24 protein-coding genes are annotated in these 24,604 nt (G+C 63.7%); 15 read left to right on the forward strand and 9 right to left on the reverse strand.

Annotation, left to right across the window (positions count from 1 at the left end; genetic code table 11):
- Positions 1–63 precede the first annotated feature (63 nt).
- The 3 genes from ACIPIJ_RS06595 to greB all read left to right on the forward strand — a co-directional run bounded on the left by ACIPIJ_RS06595 (position 64) and on the right by greB (position 1,507).
- Positions 64–498 (forward strand): DoxX family protein, encoded by a 435-nt coding sequence (locus tag ACIPIJ_RS06595; protein WP_401074049.1) that lies wholly within the window; start codon positions 64–66, stop codon positions 496–498.
- Between the two features lie 215 nt (positions 499–713).
- The gene (locus tag ACIPIJ_RS06600; RefSeq protein WP_401074051.1) at positions 714–1,022 is read left to right on the forward strand and encodes a hypothetical protein; all 309 of its coding nucleotides are present in this window, start codon (positions 714–716) and stop codon (positions 1,020–1,022) included.
- An 11-nt stretch (positions 1,023–1,033) separates the two neighbouring features.
- Positions 1,034–1,507 (forward strand): transcription elongation factor GreB, encoded by a 474-nt coding sequence (greB, locus tag ACIPIJ_RS06605; protein ID WP_401074054.1) that lies wholly within the window; start codon positions 1,034–1,036, stop codon positions 1,505–1,507.
- Between the two features lie 21 nt (positions 1,508–1,528).
- Here greB and ACIPIJ_RS06610 read toward each other — a convergent pair whose 3' ends face one another.
- Together ACIPIJ_RS06610 and ACIPIJ_RS06615 are read right to left on the reverse strand one after the other, a co-directional pair.
- Positions 1,529–4,036: an ABC transporter permease gene (locus ACIPIJ_RS06610; protein WP_401074056.1), complete on the reverse strand. Its 2,508-nt coding sequence runs from the start codon at positions 4,034–4,036 to the stop codon at positions 1,529–1,531.
- Positions 4,037–4,720, reverse strand: coding sequence for an ABC transporter ATP-binding protein (locus ACIPIJ_RS06615; RefSeq protein ID WP_401074059.1), 684 nt, complete (start codon positions 4,718–4,720; stop codon positions 4,037–4,039). It lies immediately after the preceding gene.
- Positions 4,721–4,730: 10 nt separating this feature from the next.
- Here ACIPIJ_RS06615 and ACIPIJ_RS06620 point away from each other — a divergent pair, with 10 nt between their 5' ends.
- From ACIPIJ_RS06620 to ACIPIJ_RS06630, 3 genes are all read left to right on the forward strand, one after another.
- Positions 4,731–5,336 (forward strand): arylesterase, encoded by a 606-nt coding sequence (locus ACIPIJ_RS06620; RefSeq protein ID WP_401074061.1) that lies wholly within the window; start codon positions 4,731–4,733, stop codon positions 5,334–5,336.
- A gap of 58 nt (positions 5,337–5,394) precedes the next feature.
- The gene (locus tag ACIPIJ_RS06625; RefSeq protein WP_401074063.1) at positions 5,395–5,676 is read left to right on the forward strand and encodes a hypothetical protein; all 282 of its coding nucleotides are present in this window, start codon (positions 5,395–5,397) and stop codon (positions 5,674–5,676) included.
- A 132-nt stretch (positions 5,677–5,808) separates the two neighbouring features.
- Complete coding sequence (locus ACIPIJ_RS06630; RefSeq protein ID WP_401074066.1) at positions 5,809–6,786, forward strand: L,D-transpeptidase family protein; 978 nt, start codon at positions 5,809–5,811, stop codon at positions 6,784–6,786.
- A gap of 139 nt (positions 6,787–6,925) precedes the next feature.
- On the opposite strand, the gene oprI is transcribed toward ACIPIJ_RS06630, so the two are convergent.
- Positions 6,926–7,177, reverse strand: a complete 252-nt coding sequence (gene oprI / locus ACIPIJ_RS06635; RefSeq protein ID WP_003259780.1) for an outer membrane lipoprotei OprI — start codon at positions 7,175–7,177, stop codon at positions 6,926–6,928.
- Positions 7,178–7,687: 510 nt separating this feature from the next.
- On the opposite strand from oprI, the gene ACIPIJ_RS06640 reads away from it, so the two are divergent.
- Positions 7,688–7,969 carry a GNAT family N-acetyltransferase gene (locus ACIPIJ_RS06640; protein WP_401074068.1) on the forward strand — a complete coding sequence of 94 codons (282 nt, stop codon included), beginning with the start codon at positions 7,688–7,690 and terminating at the stop codon, positions 7,967–7,969.
- A 67-nt stretch (positions 7,970–8,036) separates the two neighbouring features.
- On the opposite strand, the gene ACIPIJ_RS06645 is transcribed toward ACIPIJ_RS06640, so the two are convergent.
- Complete coding sequence (locus ACIPIJ_RS06645) at positions 8,037–9,113, reverse strand: 3-deoxy-7-phosphoheptulonate synthase (RefSeq protein ID WP_401074070.1); 1,077 nt, start codon at positions 9,111–9,113, stop codon at positions 8,037–8,039.
- A gap of 233 nt (positions 9,114–9,346) precedes the next feature.
- Between ACIPIJ_RS06645 and ACIPIJ_RS06650 the strand changes: the two genes are divergently transcribed.
- From ACIPIJ_RS06650 to cysB, 3 genes are all read left to right on the forward strand, one after another.
- On the forward strand, positions 9,347–10,294 hold the full coding sequence (locus tag ACIPIJ_RS06650; RefSeq protein ID WP_401074072.1) for a putative 2-dehydropantoate 2-reductase: 948 nt from the start codon (positions 9,347–9,349) through the stop codon (positions 10,292–10,294).
- A gap of 104 nt (positions 10,295–10,398) precedes the next feature.
- A complete protein-coding gene (locus ACIPIJ_RS06655) occupies positions 10,399–10,896 on the forward strand; it encodes a universal stress protein (RefSeq protein ID WP_401074075.1) in 498 nt (165 codons plus the stop codon).
- Between the two features lie 129 nt (positions 10,897–11,025).
- A complete protein-coding gene (cysB, locus tag ACIPIJ_RS06660) occupies positions 11,026–12,000 on the forward strand; it encodes an HTH-type transcriptional regulator CysB (protein WP_027593928.1) in 975 nt (324 codons plus the stop codon).
- 54 nt (positions 12,001–12,054) lie between these two features.
- Here cysB and ACIPIJ_RS06665 read toward each other — a convergent pair whose 3' ends face one another.
- The 5 genes from ACIPIJ_RS06665 to ACIPIJ_RS06685 all read right to left on the reverse strand — a co-directional run bounded on the left by ACIPIJ_RS06665 (position 12,055) and on the right by ACIPIJ_RS06685 (position 17,488).
- Complete coding sequence (locus tag ACIPIJ_RS06665) at positions 12,055–12,789, reverse strand: phosphoadenylyl-sulfate reductase (RefSeq protein WP_401074078.1); 735 nt, start codon at positions 12,787–12,789, stop codon at positions 12,055–12,057.
- A gap of 81 nt (positions 12,790–12,870) precedes the next feature.
- Positions 12,871–14,214, reverse strand: a complete 1,344-nt coding sequence (pabB, locus tag ACIPIJ_RS06670; RefSeq protein ID WP_401074081.1) for an aminodeoxychorismate synthase component I — start codon at positions 14,212–14,214, stop codon at positions 12,871–12,873.
- Between the two features lie 216 nt (positions 14,215–14,430).
- Entirely contained in the window at positions 14,431–15,411 is a 981-nt protein-coding gene (locus tag ACIPIJ_RS06675) for an alpha-L-glutamate ligase-like protein (RefSeq protein WP_401074083.1), read from the reverse strand.
- Positions 15,411–16,946, reverse strand: a complete 1,536-nt coding sequence (locus ACIPIJ_RS06680; RefSeq protein WP_401074086.1) for an inactive transglutaminase family protein — start codon at positions 16,944–16,946, stop codon at positions 15,411–15,413. Before ACIPIJ_RS06680 ends, ACIPIJ_RS06675 begins: the two co-directional genes overlap by 1 nt.
- A gap of 5 nt (positions 16,947–16,951) precedes the next feature.
- Positions 16,952–17,488: an ATP-dependent zinc protease gene (locus ACIPIJ_RS06685; RefSeq protein WP_401074089.1), complete on the reverse strand. Its 537-nt coding sequence runs from the start codon at positions 17,486–17,488 to the stop codon at positions 16,952–16,954.
- 294 nt (positions 17,489–17,782) lie between these two features.
- On the opposite strand from ACIPIJ_RS06685, the gene ACIPIJ_RS06690 reads away from it, so the two are divergent.
- The 5 genes from ACIPIJ_RS06690 (at position 17,783) to prpF (ending at position 24,586) form a co-directional block, all read left to right on the forward strand.
- Positions 17,783–18,487, forward strand: coding sequence for a GntR family transcriptional regulator (locus tag ACIPIJ_RS06690; RefSeq protein WP_401074092.1), 705 nt, complete (start codon positions 17,783–17,785; stop codon positions 18,485–18,487).
- Positions 18,488–18,495: 8 nt separating this feature from the next.
- Positions 18,496–19,386 (forward strand): methylisocitrate lyase, encoded by an 891-nt coding sequence (gene prpB, locus ACIPIJ_RS06695; RefSeq protein WP_401074095.1) that lies wholly within the window; start codon positions 18,496–18,498, stop codon positions 19,384–19,386.
- Between the two features lie 59 nt (positions 19,387–19,445).
- Complete coding sequence (gene prpC, locus ACIPIJ_RS06700; RefSeq protein ID WP_401074098.1) at positions 19,446–20,573, forward strand: 2-methylcitrate synthase; 1,128 nt, start codon at positions 19,446–19,448, stop codon at positions 20,571–20,573.
- 72 nt (positions 20,574–20,645) lie between these two features.
- A complete protein-coding gene (gene acnD, locus ACIPIJ_RS06705) occupies positions 20,646–23,234 on the forward strand; it encodes a Fe/S-dependent 2-methylisocitrate dehydratase AcnD (RefSeq protein ID WP_401075701.1) in 2,589 nt (862 codons plus the stop codon).
- Between the two features lie 161 nt (positions 23,235–23,395).
- Positions 23,396–24,586, forward strand: coding sequence for a 2-methylaconitate cis-trans isomerase PrpF (gene prpF / locus ACIPIJ_RS06710; RefSeq protein WP_401074101.1), 1,191 nt, complete (start codon positions 23,396–23,398; stop codon positions 24,584–24,586).
- The last annotated feature ends 18 nt before the right edge of the window (positions 24,587–24,604 follow it).

A 24,604-nucleotide genomic window follows, 5' to 3' on the forward strand; every position in this document is an offset into this window, starting at 1 on the left:
GCAAGATTGATTATGATGGCGCCCATCCCAACACAACATCCCAGCTTTCAAGGAAGTTACTCAATGAACAACGCCATCACCCAACTGCTCTCCACCCGCGCTGGCCTGGGCCTGACCGTGGTCCGTATGCTGGTCGGCATCATCTTCATGGCGCACGGTGCGCAGAAACTCTTCGGCCTGTTTGGCGGCTACGGCCTGGAAGGCACCGGCCAGTGGATGGAAAGCATCGGCCTGGCACCGGGCTACCTGATGGCCCTGCTGTCCGGCAGCGCCGAATTCTTCGGTGGCCTGGCCCTGGTGATCGGCCTGCTGGCTCGCCCGGCGGCACTGGTATTGAGCGTGACGCTGGTGGTGGCCATTTTCTCGGTGCACATCGGCAACGGCCTGTTCATGTCCAACAATGGCTATGAATTCGCTTTGGCCTTGATGGCCGGCACCGTGGCAGTGCTGATCGAAGGTGCCGGTCGCTTCTCGCTGGACCGTCTGATCGCTCGCTGACTGGCCCCAAGCCGCAAGCTGCAAGCCCCAAGCTGATCACTTGGGGCTTGCAGCTTGCGGCGTGTCGCTCTAGCATACCGCTTGCGCCGATTTAAACAGCTACTTGCGGGGCGCAGGACAGCCTAGCCACGGGTCATCCGAAATACCGCTAAAGCGCTGGTTCGGTGACGCCTCCACCGCTGCCCAGCGGGATTTGCGAGGCAGAGAAAAACTCCATGAGTTGTCCACGTACCAGTGTCTGTTTGAGCCCCCTGCCTGCCAGCCAGGCCGCCCGCACGCCGCGCATCCTGCTCGGTGGCCAGCATCAGCCCACCCTCCTGCATCACCTTGAAGGTTTGTCGCGCCGCAAGGGCCAGGCCCGCGCCTTTCTCATCCAGTTTGCCGACACCACGTGCCACCTGGAGCAGTTTGGCAGCGACCGTTTCGACTTGGCAGTGATCCAGGCGCCTGCTGCGCACGACGCTGCCGACGTAATTGGCCACCTCACCCGTATCGCGCGCCAAGGCCTGATTACCCGACGCTGAGGAGCGCGCCGTTGAGCACGAATATCATCACCACAGAAGGCTATGAAGCGCTGAAGAAAGAGCTCGACCATCTGTGGCGGGTGTATCGCCCGGAAATCACCCAGAAGGTGGCCTGGGCCGCCTCGCTGGGGGACCGCAGCGAGAACGCCGACTACCAGTACAACAAGAAGCTGCTGCGCGAGATCGACCGTCGGGTCCGTTACCTGCGCAAACGCCTCGAGGACGTCAAGGTCGTGGCCTACTCGCCGCAGCAGGAGGGCAGGGTGTTCTTCGGTGCCTGGGTCGAGATCGACAATGATGAAGGCGAGACCCTGAAGTTTCGCATTGTCGGCTATGACGAGATCTATGGACGCAACGACTACATTTCGATCGATTCGCCCATGGCGCGAGCCCTGCTCAAGAAGGAGGAGGGGGACGAAGTGTTGGTGCACACGCCCACGGGTGAGGCAACCTGGTACGTGAACAGCATCACCTACGGGCAGTGAGTGATGCTGTCCCCCTGCACGTCAGCCTTCCCGCAGCACGGCCAGCGGGCTGGCATTGAGCGCCCGCCGCGTCCCCAGCACACCGGCACCGCCGACCAGTAGCGCGCCCACCAGCGGCATAACCAGCAGCCACGGGTGTGGGCTCCACTGCAGGTCGAACGCATAGCGGTACAGCACCAGGGTAATCAGCTCGCATCCCAGCGCGGCTAGCGCACCGCTGGCCGCGCCCAGCAGCCCGAACTCGATACGCCGCGCTTTCACCAATAGTGGCCGCGCCGCGCCCAGCGCACGCAGCAGGGCGCCTTGGCGAATGCGCTCATCCAGCGTCGCTTGCAAGCCTGCGAACAGCACCGCCAACCCCGCCGCAAGGACGAACAGCAGGACGTACTCCACTGCCAGGGTGACCTGGGCGAGGATGCTGCGCAACTGATCCAGCAAGGCATCAACCTGCAAAATGGTCACTGCCGGGAACGCCCTTGACAGCGCCACGACGTCCAGGTCATGCCCCGGTGCCAGGTAGAAGCTGGTCAGGTAGGTGGTGGGCAAGCCCTGCAGGGTACCGGGCTGGAAGATCATGTAGAAGTTCGGCTGGAAGCTGTCCCAGTGCACGCTGCGCAGGCTGCTGACGCGGGCCTGGCGTTGTTCACCGCCAATGTCGAAGGTGAGCAAGTCACCCAGTTGCACTTTCAGGCTGGCGGCAAGTTCCGCCTCGACCGACACGCCGGGGGTTTCATCGCCAGGAGGCGGCGTTTGCCACCAGTCACCTGCGGTCAGCGCATTGCCTGCCGGCAGGTCGGCAGCCCAGGTCAGGCTGAGGTCGCGTTGCACGGCACGTTCGCCGGCGGAATCCTTGCTGACGAGCTGTTGCACGGGTTGCTCGTTGATCTGGATCAGCCGGCCGGGCGTTACCGGATACAGCGGCGCCGAGGTCGCATTGACCTCGTGCAGGCGCTGGGCAAAAGGCGCACGATCATCAGGCAGGATGTTTAAGGCAAAATGATTGGGTGCATCTTTTGGCAATTGTGCCTGCCAAGTATCGAGCAGCTCCGCCCGCAACAGCGCGACCAGGGCCATGGCCAGCAAGATCAGGCCAAACGCCAATGCCTGGCCAGCAGCGGCCATGGGGTGGCGCAACAGCTGGCCCAGGCCCAGGCGCCAGGTCAACGGTGCGCCTGCCAGTATGCGCCGCAAGCTGCGCAGGCCAAGCAGAAGCAGGCCGCCCAGTACCAATGCGGCAATCAGCCCGCCACCGAGCAGGGCGAAGGTCAACAGCAGGTCGAGGCTCAGGCGCCACATGATCAGGCCTAGCGCAAGCAGGGCGGCGCCGTACACCAGCCAGCTGCTGGGTGGCACGGGCAGCAGGTCACGGCGCAGCACGCGCAGCGGCGGCACCTGGCCAAGGGCAGCGAGTGGCGGCAGCGCGAAGCCGGCCAGGGCAACCAGGCCGGTAGCGATGCCGGCCAGTGCCGGCAGGATGCCGCCGGGCGGCACTACACTGGGCAGCAGGCCATGCAGTAAACGGAACAGGCCCAGTTGCGCCAGCCAGCCGAGCAGGGCGCCTGCCAATGCCGCGACCAGGCCGAGCATCGCCAGCTGCAGGCAGTACAAGCCCAGCGCCTGGTGACGCGACAGCCCCAGGCAGCGCAGCAGGGCGCTGGCGTCCAGGCGGCGCGTGGCATAACGGCTGGCCGACAGCGCCACGGCGACGCCTGCCAGCAGCACCGCCACCAGGCTGGCCATGTTCAGGTAGCGTTCAGCCTTGCCCAGGGCGCCGCCGATCTGCCGGTTGCCATCGCGGGTGTCGAGCAGGCGCTGATTGGCGGCGAGGTTCTTCTCCAGCCCTTCACGATACTGCGCCAACGCTTGCGTATCACCGCGCCATAGGTCGCGGTAACTGACCCGGCTGCCGGGTTGAATGACCCCCGTGGCCTGCAGGTCGGCCAGGTTCATCATGACCCGTGGCGTCAGGCTGTAGAAGTTGTTGGCGCGGTCCGGCTCGTACGTCAGTACACGGCTCATGCGCAGGGTCTTCATGCCGACGTCGATGCTGTCGCCGACGCGTAACCCGAGGGCGGCCAGCAGGCGTGGCTCGACCCAGGCCTCGCCAGGCGCCGGGCCGCCGCCGGCAGTTTCCTCGGCATAGGGCGCGGCGGCACTGCGCACCTGGCCGCGTAGCGGGTAGGCTCCGTCGGCGGCCTTGATGCTCGACAGTTGAATGCCTGCGTCGCCGCCCACCACACTGGTGAATTCCACCACCTGGGCGTGGCGCAGCCCCAGCGCCTTGCCGGCACTGAGTTGTTCGTCACGCGCCGGCGCACCGCCTTGTAATACCAGGTCGGCGCCGAGGAACTCGCTGGCGCGCAGTTGCATGGCGCCATTGAGGCGGGCGCCGAAATAGCCGATGGCGGTGCTGGCCGCGACGGCCACCAACAGCGCGAAGAACAGCACGCGCACTTCACTGGCGCGGATATCGCGCAGCAACTGGCGCAAGGCCAGGCCGCACAGGCGGGACAGCGGCATGCGTGTCATCTAGGCCTCCACCGGCGCCACCAGGTGGCCCGCCTCCAGGCGGATCAGGCGCCGGCAGCGCCGGGCCAGGCGTTCGTCATGGGTGACCAGCACCAGCGTGGTACCGCGCTCCTGGTTCAGTTCGAACAGCAGGTCGCTGATGCGCTCGCCGGTGTGGCTGTCGAGGTTGCCGGTGGGCTCGTCGGCGAACAGCACGGCAGGCTGAGCGGCGAAGGCGCGGGCGATCGCCACCCGTTGCTGCTCGCCACCGGACAGCTGGCGCGGGGTGTGGCTCAGGCGCTTGCCCAGGCCGACCCGTTCGAGCAGCGCATGGGCCTGCTCACGGGCGTCGCGGCGGCCGTCCAGCTCCAGGGGCAGCATGACGTTTTCCAGCGCATTGAGGCTGTCGAGCAGCTGGAATGACTGGAATACGAAGCCGACATGCTCGGCACGCACCCGGGCACGCTGGTCTTCGTCCAGTGGGCCGAGGTCATGCCCGGCGAGAATGACCTTGCCAGCGCTGGGGCGGTCGAGGCCTGCGAGCAGCCCGAGCAGGGTCGACTTGCCCGAGCCCGAGGCGCCCACGATGGCCAGGCTGTCGCCCTGGGCAAGGTCGAGGGAGAGTGCGTGCAGGATGGTCAGGTCACCTTCCGCACTGGGGACCACTTTGCTAAGGTGCTGCGCAACGAGAATGCTGGGGCCCATGGAGAATCCAATGCGAGTGTGGTGGTTGAGTGCCGGTCTGGCCCTGTATTGCCTGGCCCAGAGCGCGGCGGCGGGAACACTGCTGGTTGTCGGCGATAGTATCAGCGCCGGTTTTGGCCTGGATACCCGCCAGGGGTGGGTCTCTTTGTTGCAGACCCGGCTCAAGGACGAAGGTTTCGACGATCAGGTAGTCAACGCCTCGATCAGTGGCGACACCAGCGCAGGCGGCCAGGCGCGGCTGCCGGCGCTGCTTGCAGCGCATAAGCCAAGCCTTGTGGTACTGGAGCTGGGCGGTAACGATGGGCTGCGCGGGCAGCCCCCCGAGCAATTGCAACAAAATCTTGCCTCGATGATCGAGCGTTCGCGCAAGGCAGGTGCCAAGGTGGTGCTGCTGGGGATGCGCCTGCCGCCCAATTACGGGGTGCGCTACACCACGGCCTTCGCTCAGGTGTATGAACAGCTGGCGGCGGACAATCAGGTGGCGCTGGTGCCGTTTTTCCTCGAGGGCGTAGGGGGGGTGCCGGAGATGATGCAGGCCGATGGCATCCATCCGGCGCAGGGGGCCCAGCTGCGTTTGCTGGAAAATGCCTGGCCGACGATAAAACCCTTGCTGTGATGCTTTAAACGGGACCGGCTTTCGGCTAAGGTTGCGCCCCCCGTTTCGAGAGCCCCCGATGCCGCGCCCTGCCTGGTCCTTGTATGCCTATCAACTGATCGAGCCCGATGAGCAGCTCGACCTGTTCGCTTGCCAGGAAATTCGTGTCCACCTCGCCGCCCGCCAACTCGAATTGGGCGTGCCGGTCGATCGTACCCTGTGTGGCGGCCTGCTGCCGGCGCAACCGCGGTGGTCCGGCGTACAGCGCTCGATCTACCGTGACAGCCGCTTGTGCGACCTGTGCCGGGCGATCCTCGACGCCCAGCGACGCGGCATGCGCCCGATCTGGCCAGAGCTCTGACAGCGCCCTTGGCCCAGGAACTCCGGGTGCCTTTCATCATCTGAAACGTATGTTGGCCGCCAATGCCTCCCGCTTGGCCTGGGGCAGGTGTACAATCGATCCTCTTGACCCACCTTTCGAAGGATTTACCGGATGTTGCCGCGCTTTCCCGCCGTCACCCGTTGCCTGACCCTGGCCGGCCTGCTGGTCGCTGGCCCCGCCGTTGCACTGGAGCTGCCGCTGCCGCCGCCCGGTGAAGACGTCGTTGGCCAGGTACAGGTGATCAAGGCCAAGTACGAGGACACCTTTGCCGACATCGGCACCGCCAACGACCTCGGCTACCTGGAAATGATCGCCGCCAACCCGGGTGTCGACCCCTGGCTGCCGGGTGCCGGTACCGAGATCATCCTGCCGACACGCTACGTGCTGCCGCCGGGGCCGCGCGAGGGCATCGTCATCAACCTTGCCGAATACCGCCTCTATTACTTCCCGAAAGGGCAGAACGTGGTGCACACCTTCCCGCTGGGTATCGGCCGTGAAGGCTGGGGTTCGCCCATCGCCAACACCAAGATCACTGCCAAGACCCCGAACCCGACCTGGACGCCGCCGGCCTCGATCCGTGCCGAACACGCCGCCGACGGCGACATCCTGCCCACCGTGGTGCCGGCAGGGCCGGACAACCCGCTGGGGCCGTTCAAGTTCACGCTAGGTGTTCCGGGTTACCTGATCCACGGCTCGAACAAGAAGTTCGGCATTGGCATGCGCACTAGCCACGGGTGCTTCCGCATGCTCAATAACAACGTGCTGGAACTGTCGAAGATGGTGCCGGTGGGTACGCCGGTGCGCATCATCAACGAGCCCTACAAGTTCGGCATTGGTGCTGGCAAGGTATATCTGGAGGCGCATACGCCGCTGGATGACAATGGCAACCCGTCGGTGGTCGACAAGCACACGGCTGTGATCAACGCATTGCTCAAGCGTGAAGATCTGGCGAACAATCTGCGCATGAACTGGGACATGGTGCGCGACGTGGTCGCGGCTGAAGATGGCATGCCGGTGGAAATCGCCGTGCCGGTCGATAACCAGGGTGCAGCACCCATGGTATCGAGCATTCCGCCCGAACTGCAGTAAGCATTTTCGCGGTGCCGATGGAGCCTGCCCCGGGTTTAAGCCTGGCGCGGGCTTCTTCATTTGCGCCGTTTGCTTTTGTTGCGGCAATAAAAAAGCCGACCCACAAGTGGATCGGCTTCTTAACAATCCGTGAGGATTATTACTTGCGGCTGGCTTTGTCCAGCATACGCAGAGCGCGCTCGTTGGCTTCGTCAGCGGTCTGCTGAGCCTTCTGAGCGGCTGCCAGTGCGTCGTCAGCCTTACGGTAGGCTTCGTCTGCACGAGCTTGAGCGCGAGCTGCTGCGTCTTCAGTCGCAGTCAGACGTGCTTCGGTTTCTTTGGATACGCTGCTGCAACCGGTAGCCAGAACTGCGGCCAGAGCCAGAGCAGAGAATTTCAGAACGTTGTTCATCGTGTTCCCCTTCAAGGACTTTCTATTAAATAGCCATCTCTCAGGAAAGAGAAACTGGCCGGCGTACATAGTACCCATTACTTGTAGTAAGTAAACTGACTAAGCGCAAGAACTGCAAAAAAAATGTAGCTGCCGGGGTCGCTGACAAGATTTGTAGGAAATGGGTGAAAACGCTGTGCGGGTGGCGCAAGCGATTGTAGTGCGGGAACTTTTTGTTGAACTAACGGTGACTTTAACTGTCCTTCAGCGTCTTAAGCCCAAGAACATCCGGCTGTTGTTGCGGGGGGCACGCAGGGCATGGGATCCATCCTTCACTTCTGCCATTTTTTAACCGCAACCACCTTGAGCAATCCTGCTTTGCGCGCCTACTATTTGGGGGTGCCCGGCTCGGCAGAACCATTGCAATTGGCCTGCGGTCCAAGGGGCAAGAGGTGGCGTAGAGGTTCCTCCGCCGGATAAACCACCATCGGTTAAGGTAAGGGTCTGCCGATAGACCTGCGAGGAGTAGTGATGAATGACGCGTTGACCATCCACCATGATCAGGCCGGTCATCAGTTCGAGACCAACGTGGACGGTCATCGTGCCTACCTGACGTACATGGACCTGGGCAAGCAGACGCTGGATATCTATCGCACCTTCGTACCCAACGCCCTGCGTGGCCGCGGTATCGCTGCAGCGCTGACAGAAAAGGCTTTGGAGTACGCGGACCAGATGGGCTACACGGTAATCCCTTCCTGCTCATATGTGGAACGCTACATGGAGCGCCAGCAGCGTCATTCGAGCAAGGCCTGAGCGCTTATAGAAGCAGCGCATGTAAAAACGCCGGGCAATGCCCGGCGTTTTGTATTTACCGCGACGCTCAGCCGCGCTGGCGCTTGGGCAGCACATCCTTGAGCTTGGCGTGCATGCTGCGCAGGGTCTTCTCGGTGGCGGCCCAGTCGATGCAGGCGTCGGTGACCGATACACCGTACTGCAGTTCGTCCAGGTTCTTCGGAATCGACTGGCAGCCCCAGTTCAGGTGGCTCTCGACCATCAGGCCGATGATTGACTGGTTGCCTTCGAGGATCTGGTTGGCGACGTTCTCCATGACCAGCGGCTGCAGGGCCGGGTCCTTGTTGGAGTTGGCGTGGCTGCAGTCGACCATGATGTTGGCCTTGATCTTGGCCTTGGCCAGGTCCTGCTCGCACAGGGCGACGCTGACCGAGTCATAGTTCGGCTTGCCGTTGCCACCGCGCAGCACCACGTGGCCGTAAGGGTTGCCCTTGGTGGTAACGATCGACACACCACCTTCCTGGTTGATGCCAAGGAAGCGGTGCGGCTTGGACACCGACTGCAGGGCATTGATGGCCACGGTCAGGCCACCATCGGTGCCGTTCTTGAAGCCCACTGCGGAGGACAGGCCCGAGGCCATCTCGCGGTGGGTCTGGGATTCGGTGGTGCGCGCGCCAATGGCCGACCAGCTGATCAGGTCCTGCAGGTACTGCGGGGAGATCGGGTCAAGCGCTTCGGTGGCGGTCGGCAGGCCCTTTTCGGCCAGGTCCAGCAGCAACTGACGGCCGATGTGCAGGCCATCCTGGATCTTGAACGAGTCATCCAGGTACGGGTCGTTGATCAGGCCTTTCCAGCCGACCGTGGTGCGCGGCTTCTCGAAGTACACGCGCATGACCAGGTAGAGCGTGTCGGAAACTTCTGCGGCCAGCACCTTGAGGCGCTCGGCGTATTCGTGTGCAGCCTTGATGTCGTGGATGGAGCAGGGTCCAACCACGACGAACAGCCGGTGGTCCTTGCCGTCGAGGATATTGCGCACCACTTCGCGGCCAGCAGTCACGGTCTGCAGAGCTTTGGCGCTGAGGGGGATTTCCTTCTTGAGCTGATCGGGGGTGATCAAGGTCTCGTTGGAGGCAACGTTAAGGTCGTCGATCGGTAAATCAGCCATCGTGTTACTCGTCAGGTCACGGTGCCGGCCGCCAGCAATCCCCGTGCGGCCCAGCAGCAAGAATGTTCGCAGCGGGGAGCCGAACCTTAGCGCGTTACAGGGGGCGCGACAATGGTCTGTGCCGCGGCCGTACAGGGTTTTTCCCTGCTGCAACAGCCCCGTGCTGCCATTAGGGTGCGCTAAACGCCCCAAAAGGTGTAAAAAAGCGCACCGACATCTATCAGGAGATCAGCATGGACCCTCGCAAACCGCGCATCGGCATCATCGGCAGTGGTGCCATCGGAGGCTTCTATGGGCTGATGCTCGCGCGCGCGGGTTTCGATGTGCATTTCCTACTGCGAAGCGAATACGCAGCGGTCCGCGAGCACGGCCTGAAACTGGAAAGCGACGTGCACGGCACCATGCAGATGCCGGTGCAGGCGTATTCCAGCGCCGCCGACATGCCACCGTGCGATTGGCTGCTGGTAGGCGCCAAGGCCACCCGCAATGCCGAGCTTGCACCGCTGATTGCAATGGCCGCCGCACCTGATGCCAAGGTGGTGCTGTTGCAGAATGGGCTCGGCGTTGAAGAGCAGCTGCGCCCGGCGCTGCCTGGCAACCTGCACCTGCTCGGCGGCCTTTGTTTCATCTGCGTCAACCGCCTGAGCCCCGGCGTGATCCGCCACCAGGCGCTGGGTGCGGTCAACCTGGGTTATCACAGCGGGCCGGCCAGTGATGGCGCCGCTGCGATTGTGGAGGAGGGTGCGGGGCTGTTCCGCGCTGCCGGTGTGGACTCCCAGGCCATGGCCGACCTTGGCCAGGCGCGCTGGCAGAAGCTGGTGTGGAACGTGCCCTACAATGGCCTTTCGGTACTGCTGGGTGCCAGCACCACGCCGCTGATGGCTGACGCCGACACCCGTGAACTCATCCAGGCACTGATGGCCGAAGTGGTACAGGGCGCCACTGCCTGCGGCCATGAGCTGCCCGCCGGTTATGCCGAGCACCTGTTGCGCGTTACCGAGCAGATGCCCGACTACTGGCCGAGCATGTACCACGATCACACCGAGCAACGCCCGCTGGAGCTGCAGGCCATCTATGCCGAGCCGTTGGCCCGGGCGCGTGCAGCGGGTTGCAGCCTGCCGCGCATGCAGATGCTCTACCAGGCCCTGGCCTTCATTGACCGCGCCAACCGCCCCGGCTGAAACCTCTGCAGCCCGCGGCAGCAGTGCGCCAGACGGCCAGGCGAGGCGGTGGCGCGCTGCTAAGCTGAAGCTTGCTCTGCCGCAACGGCAGTCGAGGAGGTCGAATGATCCGCTCCATGTTGTACGCCACCGACCTCGGTGTCTATGCCCCTTTTGTGATGCAGCATGCGCTGGCGCTGGCGCGTACTTTCGGTGCGGAGCTGTACGTGATTCACGCGGTGGAACCCATGGGGCAATTCGCCGAATCGCTCCTGCAAAGCTACCTCGACGAACAGACGCTGGATGCGCTGCACAGCGAGGGCGTCAATACGGTGATGGCCAACATCGAGCAGCGGGTGCTGGAGAACTTCCGCGAGGAACTGGGCGAAGATGCGGACCTTGCAGTGATCAAGGCGGTGCGGGTGCGCCAGGGCGATCCGGCCCAGGTCATCCTTGAGCAGGCCCAGCGTCTGAGTGTTGATCTGCTGATCTTCGGCAGCCACAGTGCCGGCGCCGGGGTGGATGTGCCGATTGGCCGCACGGCGGTGCGCCTGCTGCAATTGTCACCCGTGCCGGTGTACATGGTGCCGCTCTCGCAGCATCTCGGGCGTAGGAAAACGTGAAGCTGGCAGTAGGCTATTTCAGTGTGGCGTGTAACAAAATAGTTCTAGTTTTATTTCGTTAACCACTAATATAGTTATATCTCGTCGCTGCCTGCTGCCGCTGACTTACCGCTGATTCGAGGGAAACCTATGAAGCTTCAACAACTGCGCTACATCTGGGAAGTGGCGCACCACGACCTCAACGTCTCCGCGACGGCGCAGAGTCTGTACACCTCTCAGCCGGGGATCAGCAAGCAGATCCGTCTGCTCGAGGATGAACTGGGGGTTGAGGTCTTTGCCCGCAGCGGCAAGCACCTGACCCGCGTCACCCCGGCCGGTGAGCGCATCATCAATACCGCCGGCGAGATCCTGCGCAAGGTCGAGAGCATCAAGCAGATTGCCCAGGAATTCTCCAACGAGAAGAAGGGCACGCTGTCTATCGCCACCACCCACACTCAGGCACGCTACGCGCTGCCGCCGGTGATCAGCAGCTTCATCAAGCAGTACCCGGAAGTGGCCTTGCACATGCATCAGGGCTCGCCCATGCAGATCGCCGAAATGGCCGCCGATGGTACAGTCGATTTCGCCATCGCCACCGAGGCGCTGGAGCTGTTCGGCGACCTGATCATGATGCCGTGCTACAAGTGGAACCGCTGCGTGGTGGTGCCACAGGGCCACCCGCTGACCAAACTGCCGAAGCTGACCCTGGAAGCGGTTGCCGAATACCCGATCGTCACCTACGTGTTCGGCTTCACCGGCCGCTCCAAGCTGGACGAAGCCTTCAACCACCGCGGCCTCACGCCGAAGGTGGTGTTTACCGCCGCCGACGCCGACGTGATCAAGACTTACGTGCGCCTGGGCCTGGGTGTGGGCATCGTCGCCAAGATGGCGGTCGACACCAAGCTCGACAGCGACCTGGTGGCGTTGGATGCCAGCGAGCTGTTCGAGGCCAGCATCACCAAGATCGGCTTCCGCCGTGGCACCTTCCTGCGCGGTTTCATGTGCGATTTCATCGAGAAATTCGCCCCGCACCTGACCCGTGAAGTGATGGCCAAGGCCATCCAGTGCCACAACAAGCAGGAGCTCGAAGAGCTGTTCGAAGGCGTCGAGCTGCCGGTTCACTGAGTGCAGCAGGCATGAAAAAACCGGCCATTGGGCCGGTTTTTCTTTGCCTGCGAATCAGGCCTTGCTGATCAGGTTGCCGGCATGCAGCCCGCATTCCTTCTGGGTCGACTCTTCCCACCACCAGCGGCCTTCGCGCTCATGCTGGTTCGGCAGCACCGGGCGGGTGCACGGCTCGCAGCCAATGCTGATGAAGCCGCGCTCGTGCAGGGGGTTGAACGGCAGTTCGAGCATGCGGATGTAGCCCCAGACTTCCGCGCTGCTCATCTGCGCCAGCGGGTTGAACTTGTACAGGGTGTGCTCGGGCGTGGAGAACGCGCTGTCGATTTCCAGTGCGGCCACCTGGCTGCGCGTGCCCGGGCTCTGGTCGCGGCGCTGGCCGGTGGCCCAGGCGCTGACGGTAGCGAGTTTGCGCCGCAGCGGCTCGATCTTGCGGATGCCGCAGCACTCGCCGTGGCCGTCCTTGTAGAAGCTGAACAGGCCCTTTTCCTTGACGAATGGGTCGAGCTTGGCGCGGTCAGGGCTGAGGATTTCGATCGGCAGTTGGTACTGCTCGCGCACCTGGTCGATGAAGCGGTAGGTCTCGGGATGCAGGCGGCCGGTGTCGAGGCTGAACACCTTGACCTGCTTGTTCAGCTTCCAGGCCATGTCGACCAGTACCACGTCCTCGGCGCCGCTGAAGGAAATCCACAGGTCGTCGCCGAAGTGTTCGAAGGCGAGCTTGAGGATGTCCTGCGGGGACTTGCTGGCGTAGGTCGCGGCCAGGGCGGCGACGTCGAAGGGTTGGCTCATCAGGCGGTTTCCATCTTGGCTGTGGCGCTGTGCGCTCGTAATGAGGTGATGGTAACAAAAAATGGCGAGGTAGACGCCGCCTCAGAGGCGCTGCAGCGTTTCCATCAACACCCGCACCTTGGCAATCGACTCTTCGTATTCCGACTGCCAGTCCGAGTCTGCCACCACCGCGCCGCCGCCCCAGCAACTGGCCTGGCCATCTTTGACCAGCAGGCTGCGGATGGCGATGGAGCTGTCCATTTCGCCGCGCACGTCCACGTACAGCAGCGAGCCGCAGTACAGGGCGCGGCGGCTGGGCTCCAGCTCGTCGATGATCTGCATGGCGCGGATCTTCGGTGCGCCGGTGATCGAGCCGCCAGGGAAGCTGTCGCCGATCAGGTCCAGGGCGTCCTTGTCGCTGGCCAGTTGCCCGGTGATGCTGCTGACCAGGTGGTGGACGTTGGGGTAGCTTTCCAGGCTGAACAGCTCGGGCACCTTGACCGAGCCGATCTGGCAGGTGCGGCCCAGGTCGTTGCGCAGCAGGTCGACGATCATCAGGTTTTCCGAGCGGTCCTTGGCGCTATGGCGCAGCTCCTCGGCGTTGCGCGCGTCAGTGGCCGGGTCGGCCGAACGCGGGCGCGTGCCCTTGATCGGCCGGGTCTCCACCTGGCCCTGGCTGACGCGGATGAAGCGCTCTGGCGAGAAACTCAGCAGGGCACTGCCGTCGGCCAGTTGCTGGTAGCCGGAAAACGGCGTCGGGCAGGCTTTGCGCAGGGCCTGGTAGGCGTGCCAGGGGTCGCCCTGGCAGGGGGCGCGGAAGCGTTGCGTGAGGTTGATCTGGTAGCAGTCGCCCGCCTGGATGTAGCGCTGCACTTGGTCGAACGCGGCGTGGTATTGCTCGGGCTGCAGGTCGCCCTGCATGGCGGCGAGCAGTGTGAAGTCGCCACTCACAGCGCGGTCAGGGGCTTCGAACAAGGCGCTCAGGCGTTCGCGTTCAGCGCTTGCCAGGCTGGGGTGGAAGACCAGCTGGCTGGTGCCCAGCTGATGGTCGGTCACCAGCGCCCAGGCATACAGGCCAAGTTGGGCGTCGGGCAGGCCGAGGTCGTCGACGGCCAGGCTGGGCAGCTGCTCCAGGCGTCGGCCGAAATCGTAGCTCAGGTAGCCGATCAGGCCGCCGGCGAACGGCAACTCGATGCCTTCGGGTACTTGCGCCTGGCCCAGTTGTGCCAGGCCATCACGCAGGCGCTGCAGGAAGGCGCGGCCCGGTTCGTCAGGCTGGGCTTGCACGTGTTGCAGCGGCCAGGCGCTGAGCAGGTCGAAGCGGCCCCGTTCGGCGCCGGGGCGGGCGCTGTCGAGCAGGATCGCGCCGGGCGCCTGGCGCAGGCGGGCGAAATAGGCGGCGGGGTCGGGCTGGTAGGGCAGGGGGTAAAGCGTACAGGTCGGCATCAGTATGGACGGCGATGTAAAAGCGAGGAGGGCGATTGTAGACCTGTGTAGGAAATGCGCCTAGCGCTGGGCGCGACATTCAAACGTTCTGTTGAGGCCGCGGCTGCTTTGCAGCCCATTCGCGGGGCAGGCCCGCTCCCGCAGATAGGGTGCTGCAGTACCTGTGGGGGCAGGCTTGCCGCGCGAATGGCCCGCAGGGCGGGCCTTATAACTGACTCAACGCGGATGCACGTGGCCGAACAGGCCCTGTGCCACCCGCACCCGCTGCTCGGCATTCTCGGTCACACCGTCCTTGGCCAGTGCCTCGATGTGCGCCTCGATGGCATGGGTGCGCTGGGTCAGTCCGGTGTCGTTGGCGATTTGGATATTCAGGCCAGGGCGGGCATTGAGTTCGAGAATCAACGGCCCCTTGTCCTGGTCCAGCACCATGTCCACGCCGATGTAGCCCAGGCCGCACAGCTCATAGCAGCCGGCTGCGAGCTTCATGAAGCCATCCCAGTTCGGCAGTTGCACGCCGTCCACCGCATTGGTGGTGTCCGGGTGCTTGCTGATGATGTTGTTCAGCCAGGTGCCGCGCAGGGTCACGCCGGTGGCCAGGTCCACGCCCACGCCGATGGCGCCCTGGTGCAGGTTGGCCTTGCCGCCGGACTGTCGGGTTGGCAGGCGCAGCATGGCCATCACCGGGTAGCCCATCAGCACGATGATGCGGATGTCCGGCACGCCTTCGTAACTGATGCTCTTGAAGATCTGGTCGGGGGTGACCCGGTATTCGATCAGTGCGCGGTCGCGATGACCGCCCAGCGAATAGAGGCCGGTGAGGATGCTCGAGACCTGGTGCTCGATCTCCTCGTGGCTGATGATCTTGCCCGAGACCGTGCGGTAGCGGTCCTCGAAGCGGTCGGCGATGACCAGGATGCCGTCACCGCCGGCGCCCTGGGCCGGCTTGATGACGAAGTCGTTGCGCCCGCCGATGATCTCGTGAAGCTTGTCGATCTGCTTCTCGGTCTCGATGATGCCGTACATCTCCGGCACGTGAATGCCGGCGGCGAGCGCACGCTCCTTGGTGATGATCTTGTCGTCGACGATCGGGTACAGGTTGCGCTTGTTGTACTTCAGCACATAGTCCGCATTACGGCGGTTGATACCCATGATGCCCCGGGCCTCCAGGGCTTTCCACGTCTTGATCAGGCCAAACATCAGGCGTCAGCCTTCTTCAGGAATGCCTTGAAGCGTACCAGCTCGGTCAGGCGGTAGCCGCGGTAGCGACCCATCGCCAGCATGAAGCCCACCAGGATCAGCAGTACCGCCGGGAAGGTAAAGACGAAGTACACCAGCTCCGGCACCATCATCAGCAGGTGCGCCAGCGAGGCGGCGAACAGGGTGCCGATGGCCACTTTCATGGCATGGCCGCCACCACGCTCTTCCCAGGTGATCGACAGGCGTTCGATGGTCATGGTCAGGATCACCATCGGGAACAGCGCCACCGACAGCCCGCGCTCCAGGCCCAGCTTGTGGCTGAACAGGCTGATGGCGGCAATCAGCACCACGACGAAGGTCAGCACCACCGACAGGCGCGGCAGCATCTGCAGCTTCAGGTGTTCCAGGTAGGAGCGCAGTGACAGGCCCAGCGCGGTGATCACCGTGAACAGTATGATACCGAAGCCCAGCTGGGTTTCGCGGAAGGCCAGGGCGATCAGCACCGGGGTGAAGGTGCCCAGGGTCTGCAGGCCGATGAGGTTGCGCAGCACCAGGATCACCAGCACGCCGATCGGGATCATCACCATGATCATGAAGGTCTGCTGGGTCTGCAGTGGCAGGCCATACAGGGAATACTCAAGGAAGTCGGCGTCGGTGTTCTCGTCGGTCAGCTTGGCCAGGCGGATGGCGTTCATCTCGCTGTTGTTCATGCTGAAGGTGACGTTGGCTTTCTTGCCGCCATCGACGGTGATCAGGTTGTCGTCACCGGTCCACCACAGCAGGCGGTCGCTGGGCAGGCCCTGTTCGCCGGTGTCCGGGTTGAAGTACAGCCAGTCGTTGCCGTTGAAGCTGCGCAGCCACAGTTCCGGGCTTTGTGGGGTGTCGGCCACCAGGCGGATGGTGTGGACCTTCTCCATCGGCACGTGGGCGATCGACAGCAGCAGGTCTATGACCTGGGCTTTCTTCATCGACGAAGTGTCGCCGGCCAGCAGCAGCTTGACGTTGTCGTCGTTGAGGTTGTTGACCCGCTTGATGGTCTCGCTGACGAAGGTCTCGACGTCGGCCGAGTGCTGGCGAATAGGTGCCATCAGGGCTTCGGCAGCGATCTTCTCGGGGCCTTCGACTGCCAGGCTGTCACGGAAGGTAGGGCCTTTGATGGTGGTCTTTTCGTTGCTGTAGCGTTTGGTCAGCACCAGCCGGTAGTACAGCGTCTGGTTGCCGCTGGCGCGACGGGCCGACCAGGTCACCTTGCGGTTGCCATCGGCGCGGTTGACGCTGACGCCATAGTTGTTGGAGATGAAGCTCTCGTTGAGGCTGACGTAGTCGCGGTTCAGCGGCGGCACGAACATCTGGATCTTGACCGGGTCCTTGGTGCTGGCGACGAACTCGACCTTGGCGTCGATGTTCCACAGGTCGTCGGTCTCGTCTTCGGTCACCGGGATGCCGAGGAAGAAGATCTGATAAGCGGTGACCGCCACGCCCAGCAGCACCAGTACGGTGATCAGGACTTTCAGATGGAGGGTAAGAGAGCGCATCGGGATTACTCTGCTTTGGGAGCGTCGGTGGCACAGGCAGGTTTGCCGGCCGCGTATTTAAGGCTTGGGTCGACCAGCGCGTCGAAGTGCTTGAGCGCCTCGGAGCCGATCAGCAGCGGGAACTGGAACGCGCTGCGGTCGGTGAGGTTGACTTCGATGGTGCGCAGGGCCTGGCCCATGCAGATTTCAAGTTCGATGACCGGGCGGGCGGTGTAGGCCTTGCCCGATTCCGCATCATAGTCGCCGGCACGGCGCTTGATTTTGCTGACCCGGGCCAGCGGGCGTTCGATCGGGTGCGAATGGGCGGCGTCGATGGCCAGGTAGAAGCGCACCCAGCTCTCGCCATTGCGCTTGAAGCGCTTGATGTCGCGGGCACTCAAGGAGGCGGTCTTGGCGCCGGTATCGAGCTTGGCGGCCACTTCCAACTCGAGGTCGCCAAGGCGGGCGTACTCATTAAGGCCATATACGGTCTTGCCCGCCGCCTGGCCAAGGGCCGGCAGCAGGGTGAGGCATAGCAGCAGTAAAACGGGTGTAAGTCTCATAGTCCTGGCGCGGTGCTGTGCAAGGTTCGGGGCAAGGCGACTGGCAGGTACTGCGCAAGCTTCCTCGGTTGGTCTGTCAACAACATGAACAGATGACAGATACGCTATCCATACTCCGTTGGAGGCGCGGCATTCTATCACGCCGGTGTCTTGACGCCAGCGCGTCGCGATAGGACAACGCCATCACTGGGTAAGTTCGTTCTTGGATGATTGTCGACAATATCTATTTTGTCTTTGACTGCAAGGCTTTGATTCGCTAATTTCTGCTCAAGTGATTAGCAAGGTGTCGACAATATGCTGGACCTCAGCACTCCCAGCCCCGCCACGCCCGACGAAACGGAAACCTTGTCGGAGAATGTTTTCCGGCGCATCCAGGCGGCGATCGTCAAGGGTGAAATCGCTCCGGGCAGCAAGATCTCCGAGCCGGAACTGGCGCGCACCTATGGCATCAGCCGTGGCCCGCTGCGCGAGGCGATCCATCGCCTGGAGGGCCAGCGCCTGCTGGTACGGGTGCCGCATGTCGGCGCACGGGTGGTGTCGCTGAACCATGCCGAGCTGATCGAGCTGTACGAAATCCGCGAATCGCTGGAAGGCATGGCCTGCCGCCTCGCGGCAGAGCGCATGAGCCAGGGCGACATCGACGAACTGCGCCGGGTGCTCGATACCCATGAGCGCGACGCTGCGTTCCAGGCCGGGGTGGGCTACTACCAACAGGAAGGCGATTACGACTTCCACTACCGGATCATCCAGGGCAGCGGCAACCAGACCCTGGTCAAGATGCTCTGCGGCGAGCTGTACCAGCTGGTGCGCATGTACCGCATCCAGTTTTCCGCCACGCCCAACCGCCCACGCCAGGCCTTTGCCGAGCACCACCGCATTCTCGATGCCATCGCCGAGCGTGACGGTGAACTGGCCGAACTCCTGATGCGCCGCCACATCGGCGCGTCCAAGCGCAATATCGAGCGTCACTACCTGGACGCCAACAACAACAGCCTTTGAGGTGAAAAATGACTGTGAAGAGCACCCCCGGTCAGCGTTTCCGTGACGCCGTTGCCGCCGAGCATCCCCTGCAAGTGGTCGGTGCGATCAACGCCAACCATGCGCTGCTGGCCAAACGCGCCGGCTTCAAGGCCATCTACCTGTCTGGCGGTGGCGTTGCCGCCGGTTCGCTGGGCTTGCCGGACCTGGGTATCACCGGCCTCGACGACGTGCTGACTGACGTGCGCCGCATCACCGACGTGTGCGACCTGCCGTTACTGGTGGATGTCGACACCGGTTTCGGTGCCTCGGCCTTCAACGTCGCGCGTACCGTGCGTTCGATGTGCAAGTTCGGCGCTGCCGCCATCCACATCGAAGACCAGGTGGGTGCCAAGCGTTGCGGCCACCGGCCCAACAAGGAAATCGTCACCCAGCAGGAGATGGTCGACCGCATCAAGGCCGCAGTGGATGCCCGCACGGATGACAGCTTCGTGATCATGGCGCGTACCGATGCGCTGGCCGTGGAAGGCCTGAACGCCGCGCTGGACCGCGCCGCCGCCTGCATCGAGGCCGGAGCCGACATGATCTTCCCGGAAGCCATTACCGAACTTTCGATGTACAAGACCTTCGCCGACCGGGTGAAGGCGCCGATCCTGGCCAACATCACCGAATTTGGTGCCACGCCGTTGTACACCACCGAAGAGCTGGCAGCGGTCGATGTGTCGCTGGTGCTGTACCCGCTGTCGGCGTTCCGCGCCATGAACAAGGCGGCGGACAACGTGTACACCGCGCTGCGCCGCGACGGTACGCAAAAGAACGTGATCGACACCATGCAGACCCGCATGGAGCTTTACGATGCCATTGGTTACCACGCGTTCGAGCAAAGCCTCGATGCGCTGTTTGCGCAGAAGAAGGGTTAACCGCGCTACCTGAATCAGCCTGAAGATATCCATAACAATTTCAAGAAAGGAGAAACACCATGGCCGAAGCAAAAGTACTCAGCGGCGCAGGCCTGCGTGGCCAGGTGGCCGGCCAGACCGCACTGTCGACGGTCGGCCAGGCCGGTGCTGGCCTGACTTACCGGGGCTATGACGTGCGCGACCTGGCGGCCGGTGCCGAATTTGAAGAAGTCGCCTACCTGCTGCTGTATGGCGAGCTGCCGACCCAGGCCGAGCTGGCGGACTACAAGCGCAAGCTCAAAGGCCTGCGCGACTTGCCGCAGGCGCTGAAGGAAGTGCTCGAGCGCATCCCGCGCGACGCCCACCCGATGGACGTGATGCGCACCGGCTGCTCGGTGCTCGGCACCCTGGAGCCGGAGCTGACCTTCGAGGCCCAGCGCGACAAGACCGACCGCCTGTTGGCACTGTTCCCGGCAGTGATGTGCTACTGGTACCGCTTCACCCACCATGGCGTGCGTATCGACTGCACCAGCGACGAAGACACCCTGGGCGGCCACTTCCTGCACCTGCTGCACGGCAAGAAGCCGAGCGCGCTGCACGTCAAGGTGATGAACGTCTCCTTGATCCTCTACGCCGAGCACGAGTTCAACGCCTCGACCTTCACGGCCCGTGTCTGCGCCTCGACCTTGTCCGACCTGTACTCCTGCGTCACCGCTGCCATCGGTTCGCTGCGCGGCCCGTTGCACGGCGGCGCCAACGAGGCGGCGATGGAGCTGATCGAGCGCTTCCAGAGCCCGCAGGAAGCCACCGCCGAGCTGCTGCGCATGCTCGAGCGCAAGGACAAGATCATGGGCTTTGGCCATGCTATCTACAAAGAGTCCGACCCGCGCAACGAGGTGATCAAGGGCTGGTCGAAGCAATTGGCTGATGAGGTCGGTGATACGGTGCTGTATCCGGTCTCCGAGGCCATCGACAAGACCATGTGGGAGCAGAAGCGCCTGTTCCCCAACGCCGATTTCTACCATGCCTCGGCGTACCACTTCATGGGCATCCCGACCAAGCTGTTCACCCCGATCTTCGTCTGCTCGCGCCTGACCGGCTGGGCGGCGCACGTATTCGAACAGCGCGCCAACAACCGCATCATCCGCCCGAGCGCCGAGTATGTTGGCGTCGAACAGCGCCAATTCGTGCCGATCGAGCAGCGCTGAATAGAAATAGAGAGGCAACCCGCCCCCATAGGGGCGGCGGAGCCTTCCGAAACCTGTGACCGAGCCTGAATGATGAATACTGCATACCGCAAAGCCCTGCCAGGTACCGCCCTGGACTACTTCGACGCCCGCGCCGCAGTTGAGGCCATCACGCCAGGCGCCTACGACAGCCTGCCGTACACCTCCCGCGTGCTCGCCGAAAACCTGGTGCGCCGCTGCGACCCGGCCACGCTGGATGCTTCGCTCTGCCAGCTGATCGAGCGCAAGCGCGACCTCGACTTCCCATGGTTCCCGGCCCGCGTGGTGTGCCACGACATCCTTGGCCAGACCGCCCTGGTCGACCTGGCCGGCCTGCGTGACGCCATTGCCGACAAAGGTGGCGACCCGGCCGCGGTCAACCCGGTGGTGCCGGTGCAACTGATCGTCGACCACTCGCTGGCAGTGGAGTGCGGTGGTTTCGACCCGCAGGCGTTCGACAAGAACCGCGCCATCGAAGACCGCCGCAACGAAGACCGCTTCCACTTCATCAACTGGACCAAGAAGGCGTTCAAGAACGTCGACGTGATCCAGCCCGGCAACGGCATCATGCACCAGATCAACCTGGAGAAAATGTCGCCGGTGATCCATAGCGACCGCGGTGTGGCCTACCCGGACACCTGCGTCGGCACCGACAGTCACACCCCGCACGTCGACGCCCTGGGCGTGATCGCCATCGGCGTCGGTGGCCTCGAAGCCGAAAACGTCATGCTCGGCCGTGCCTCGTGGATGCGCCTGCCGGAAATCGTCGGCGTCGAGCTGCGCGGCAAACTGGCACCGAACATCACCGCCACCGACCTGGTGCTGGCCCTGACCGAGTTCCTGCGCAAGCAGAAGGTGGTAGGTGCCTACCTCGAGTTCTACGGCGAAGGCGCCCGTGCGCTGACCCTCGGCGACCGCGCGACCATCTCCAACATGGCGCCGGAGTATGGCGCCACCGCTGCGATGTTCGCCATCGACCAGCAGACCCTCGACTACCTCAAGCTGACCGGTCGCGAAGAGCAGCAGGTCAAGCTGGTGGAAACCTATGCCAAGGCCACTGGCCTGTGGGCTGACGCCTTGGCCAAGGCCGAGTACGAGCGCGTGCTGCACTTCGACCTGTCAAGCGTGGTGCGCAACATGGCCGGCCCGTCCAACCCGCACGCCCGCGTCGCCACCAGCGAACTGGCGGCCAAGGGCATTGCCGGTGCCTGGGAAGAAGTGCCGGGGCAGATGCCGGACGGCGCGGTGATCATTGCCGCCATCACCAGCTGCACCAACACCAGTAACCCGCGCAACGTGATTGCCGCTGGCCTTTTGGCGCGCAACGCCAACCAGCTCGGCCTGGCGCGCAAGCCATGGGTCAAGTCGTCGCTGGCGCCGGGCTCCAAAGCCGTACAGCTGTACCTGGAAGAGGCCGGGCTGGAAAAGGAGTTGGAGCGGTTGGGCTTCGGTATCGTCGCCTTCGCCTGCACCACCTGCAACGGCATGTCCGGTGCGCTGGACCCGGTGATCCAACAGGAAATCATCGACCGTGACCTGTACGCCACGGCAGTGCTGTCGGGCAACCGCAACTTCGACGGGCGTATCCACCCTTACGCCAAGCAGGCCTTCCTTGCATCGCCGCCGCTGGTGGTGGCCTATGCCATTGCCGGTACCATCCGTTTCGACATCGAGAAGGATGTGCTGGGTGTGGTCGATGGCAAGGAAATACGCCTCAAGGACATCTGGCCAAGCGATGAAGAGATCGACGCGGTGGTGCGCGCTGCGGTCAAGCCGGAGCAGTTCCGCAAGGTCTACATCCCTATGTTCGCGATCGAAGAAGACCGTGGGCCGAAGGTGGCGCCGCTGTACGACTGGCGCCCGATGAGCACCTACATCCGGCGCCCGCCCTACTGGGAAGGTGCCCTGGCCGGTGAGCGCACCCTGCGCGGCATGCGCCCGCTGGCCGTGCTGCCGGACAACATCACCACCGACCACCTGTCACCTTCCAATGCCATCATGCTCGACAGCGCCGCAGGCGAGTACCTGGCGAAAATGGGCCTGCCGGAGGAGGACTTCAACTCCTACGCCACCCACCGTGGCGACCACCTGACCGCCCAGCGCGCCACCTTCGCCAACCCCAAGCTGTTCAACGAAATGGTGCGCAAGGACGACGGTAGCGTGAAGCAGGGTTCGCTGGCGCGCATCGAGCCGGAAGGCAAGGTGACCCGCATGTGGGAAGCCATCGAAACCTACATGCAGCGCAAGCAGCCACTTATTATCGTGGCAGGTGCCGACTATGGGCAGGGTTCGTCCCGCGACTGGGCCGCCAAGGGCGTACGCCTGGCGGGTGTCGAGGCGATCGTGGCCGAGGGCTTTGAGCGTATTCACCGCACCAACCTGGTGGGCATGGGCGTGTTGCCGCTGGAATTCCAGCCGGGCACCGACCGCAAGACCCTCGGGCTTGAGGGTAGCGAGACCTACGACGTGCTCGGTGAGCGCAAGCCGCGTGCCACCCTGACGCTGGTGGTTACCCGCCGCAGCGGTGAGCGGGTCGAGGTGCCGGTAACCTGCCGGCTGGACACCGCCGAGGAAGTGTCGATCTACGAGGCGGGCGGGGTGCTGCAGCGCTTTGCCCAGGATTTCCTCGAAGCGTCGGCCTGAGCGGTTGGGGGCTGCTGTGCAGCCCATTCGCCGGCAAGCCGGCGCCCACAGATACAGCGCTGAATCTGAAGCTTGCGCTGACCTGTAGGCGCTGGCTTGCCGGCGATGGGGCGCGCAGCGGCCCCAAGGCATATTGCACTTTCAAACAGGACAGCACAGCAATGGCACACGCACCGCAAATCAAGATCCCCGCCACCTACATCCGCGGCGGCACCAGCAAAGGCGTGTTCTTCCGCCTGCACGACCTTCCCGAAGCCGCCCAGGCCCCGGGCCCGTCCCGCGACGCCCTGCTGCTACGCGTGATCGGCAGCCCCGACCCATACGCCAAGCAAATCGACGGCATGGGTGGCGCCACGTCCAGTACCAGCAAGACCGTGATCCTGTCACCCAGCGGCAAGCCCGACCACGACGTCGACTACCTGTTCGGCCAGGTCGCCATCGACAAGGCCTTCGTCGACTGGAGCGGCAACTGCGGCAACCTGTCCGCTGCCGTCGGCTCGTTTGCGATCAGCAGCGGCCTGGTCGACCCATCGCGTATCCCGCGCAATGGCGTGGCCACCGTGCGCATCTGGCAGGCCAACATCGGCAAGACCATCATCGCCCACGTGCCGATCACCGAGGGGGAGGTGCAGGAAACCGGCGATTTCGAGCTCGACGGTGTGACGTTCCCGGCGGCTGAAGTACAGCTAGAGTTCCTGGATCCCGCGGCCGATGAAGACGGCGGCGGCGGGGCGATGTTCCCCACCGGCAAGCTGGTCGACGACCTGGAGGTGCCCGGTGTCGGCACCTTCAAGGCCACCTTGATCAACGCCGGTATTCCGACCATTTTCGTCAATGCCGCCGATATCGGTTACACCGGGACCGAACTGCAGGACGCGATCAACGGTGACGCCCAGGCGCTGACGCGCTTCGAGACCATCAGGGCCTACGGCGCGGTGCGCATGGGCCTGATCGAGCATGTCGACCAGGCTGCCGGACGTCAGCACACGCCGAAGGTGGCTTTCGTTGCGCCGCCGAGCACCTACACTGCGTCCAGTGGCAAAGCTGTCGCGGCGGCTGACATCGACCTGCTGGTGCGTGCGTTGTCCATGGGCAAGCTGCACCACGCGATGATGGGTACCGCTGCGGTAGCCATCGGTACCGCTGCTGCCATTCCGGGCACGCTGGTCAACCTCGCCGCAGGCGGGGGCGAGCGCAGTGCCGTGCGCTTTGGCCACCCCTCCGGCACATTGCGTGTTGGGGCCCAGGCCAGCCAGGTGAATGGCGAATGGCGCGTGACCAAGGCAATCATGAGCCGTAGTGCTCGCGTGCTGATGGAAGGCTGGGTGAGGGTGCCTGGCGATAGCTTCTGACGCACCACTGGCGCTTGG

This window comes from Pseudomonas sp. NPDC087185 (genome assembly GCF_044744955.1).
Lineage (GTDB): Bacteria > Pseudomonadota > Gammaproteobacteria > Pseudomonadales > Pseudomonadaceae > Aquipseudomonas.

What these genes read in the sequence shown, in the direction of transcription:
- ACIPIJ_RS06595 (WP_401074049.1), top strand. Translation starts at nt 64, where the DNA reads ATGAACAACGCCATCACCCAACTGCTCTCCACCCGCGCTGGCCTGGGC.
- ACIPIJ_RS06600 (WP_401074051.1), top strand. Translation starts at nt 714, where the DNA reads ATGAGTTGTCCACGTACCAGTGTCTGTTTGAGCCCCCTGCCTGCCAGC.
- ACIPIJ_RS06610 (WP_401074056.1), bottom strand. Translation starts at nt 4,036, where the DNA reads ATGACACGCATGCCGCTGTCCCGCCTGTGCGGCCTGGCCTTGCGCCAG.
- ACIPIJ_RS06615 (WP_401074059.1), bottom strand. Translation starts at nt 4,720, where the DNA reads ATGGGCCCCAGCATTCTCGTTGCGCAGCACCTTAGCAAAGTGGTCCCC.
- ACIPIJ_RS06620 (WP_401074061.1), top strand. Translation starts at nt 4,731, where the DNA reads ATGCGAGTGTGGTGGTTGAGTGCCGGTCTGGCCCTGTATTGCCTGGCC.
- ACIPIJ_RS06625 (WP_401074063.1), top strand. Translation starts at nt 5,395, where the DNA reads ATGCCGCGCCCTGCCTGGTCCTTGTATGCCTATCAACTGATCGAGCCC.
- ACIPIJ_RS06630 (WP_401074066.1), top strand. Translation starts at nt 5,809, where the DNA reads ATGTTGCCGCGCTTTCCCGCCGTCACCCGTTGCCTGACCCTGGCCGGC.
- oprI (WP_003259780.1), bottom strand. Translation starts at nt 7,177, where the DNA reads ATGAACAACGTTCTGAAATTCTCTGCTCTGGCTCTGGCCGCAGTTCTG.
- ACIPIJ_RS06640 (WP_401074068.1), top strand. Translation starts at nt 7,688, where the DNA reads ATGAATGACGCGTTGACCATCCACCATGATCAGGCCGGTCATCAGTTC.
- ACIPIJ_RS06645 (WP_401074070.1), bottom strand. Translation starts at nt 9,113, where the DNA reads ATGGCTGATTTACCGATCGACGACCTTAACGTTGCCTCCAACGAGACC.
- ACIPIJ_RS06650 (WP_401074072.1), top strand. Translation starts at nt 9,347, where the DNA reads ATGGACCCTCGCAAACCGCGCATCGGCATCATCGGCAGTGGTGCCATC.
- ACIPIJ_RS06655 (WP_401074075.1), top strand. Translation starts at nt 10,399, where the DNA reads ATGATCCGCTCCATGTTGTACGCCACCGACCTCGGTGTCTATGCCCCT.
- cysB (WP_027593928.1), top strand. Translation starts at nt 11,026, where the DNA reads ATGAAGCTTCAACAACTGCGCTACATCTGGGAAGTGGCGCACCACGAC.
- ACIPIJ_RS06665 (WP_401074078.1), bottom strand. Translation starts at nt 12,789, where the DNA reads ATGAGCCAACCCTTCGACGTCGCCGCCCTGGCCGCGACCTACGCCAGC.
- pabB (WP_401074081.1), bottom strand. Translation starts at nt 14,214, where the DNA reads ATGCCGACCTGTACGCTTTACCCCCTGCCCTACCAGCCCGACCCCGCC.
- ACIPIJ_RS06675 (WP_401074083.1), bottom strand. Translation starts at nt 15,411, where the DNA reads ATGTTTGGCCTGATCAAGACGTGGAAAGCCCTGGAGGCCCGGGGCATC.
- ACIPIJ_RS06680 (WP_401074086.1), bottom strand. Translation starts at nt 16,946, where the DNA reads ATGCGCTCTCTTACCCTCCATCTGAAAGTCCTGATCACCGTACTGGTG.
- ACIPIJ_RS06685 (WP_401074089.1), bottom strand. Translation starts at nt 17,488, where the DNA reads ATGAGACTTACACCCGTTTTACTGCTGCTATGCCTCACCCTGCTGCCG.
- ACIPIJ_RS06690 (WP_401074092.1), top strand. Translation starts at nt 17,783, where the DNA reads ATGCTGGACCTCAGCACTCCCAGCCCCGCCACGCCCGACGAAACGGAA.
- prpB (WP_401074095.1), top strand. Translation starts at nt 18,496, where the DNA reads ATGACTGTGAAGAGCACCCCCGGTCAGCGTTTCCGTGACGCCGTTGCC.
- prpC (WP_401074098.1), top strand. Translation starts at nt 19,446, where the DNA reads ATGGCCGAAGCAAAAGTACTCAGCGGCGCAGGCCTGCGTGGCCAGGTG.
- acnD (WP_401075701.1), top strand. Translation starts at nt 20,646, where the DNA reads ATGAATACTGCATACCGCAAAGCCCTGCCAGGTACCGCCCTGGACTAC.
- prpF (WP_401074101.1), top strand. Translation starts at nt 23,396, where the DNA reads ATGGCACACGCACCGCAAATCAAGATCCCCGCCACCTACATCCGCGGC.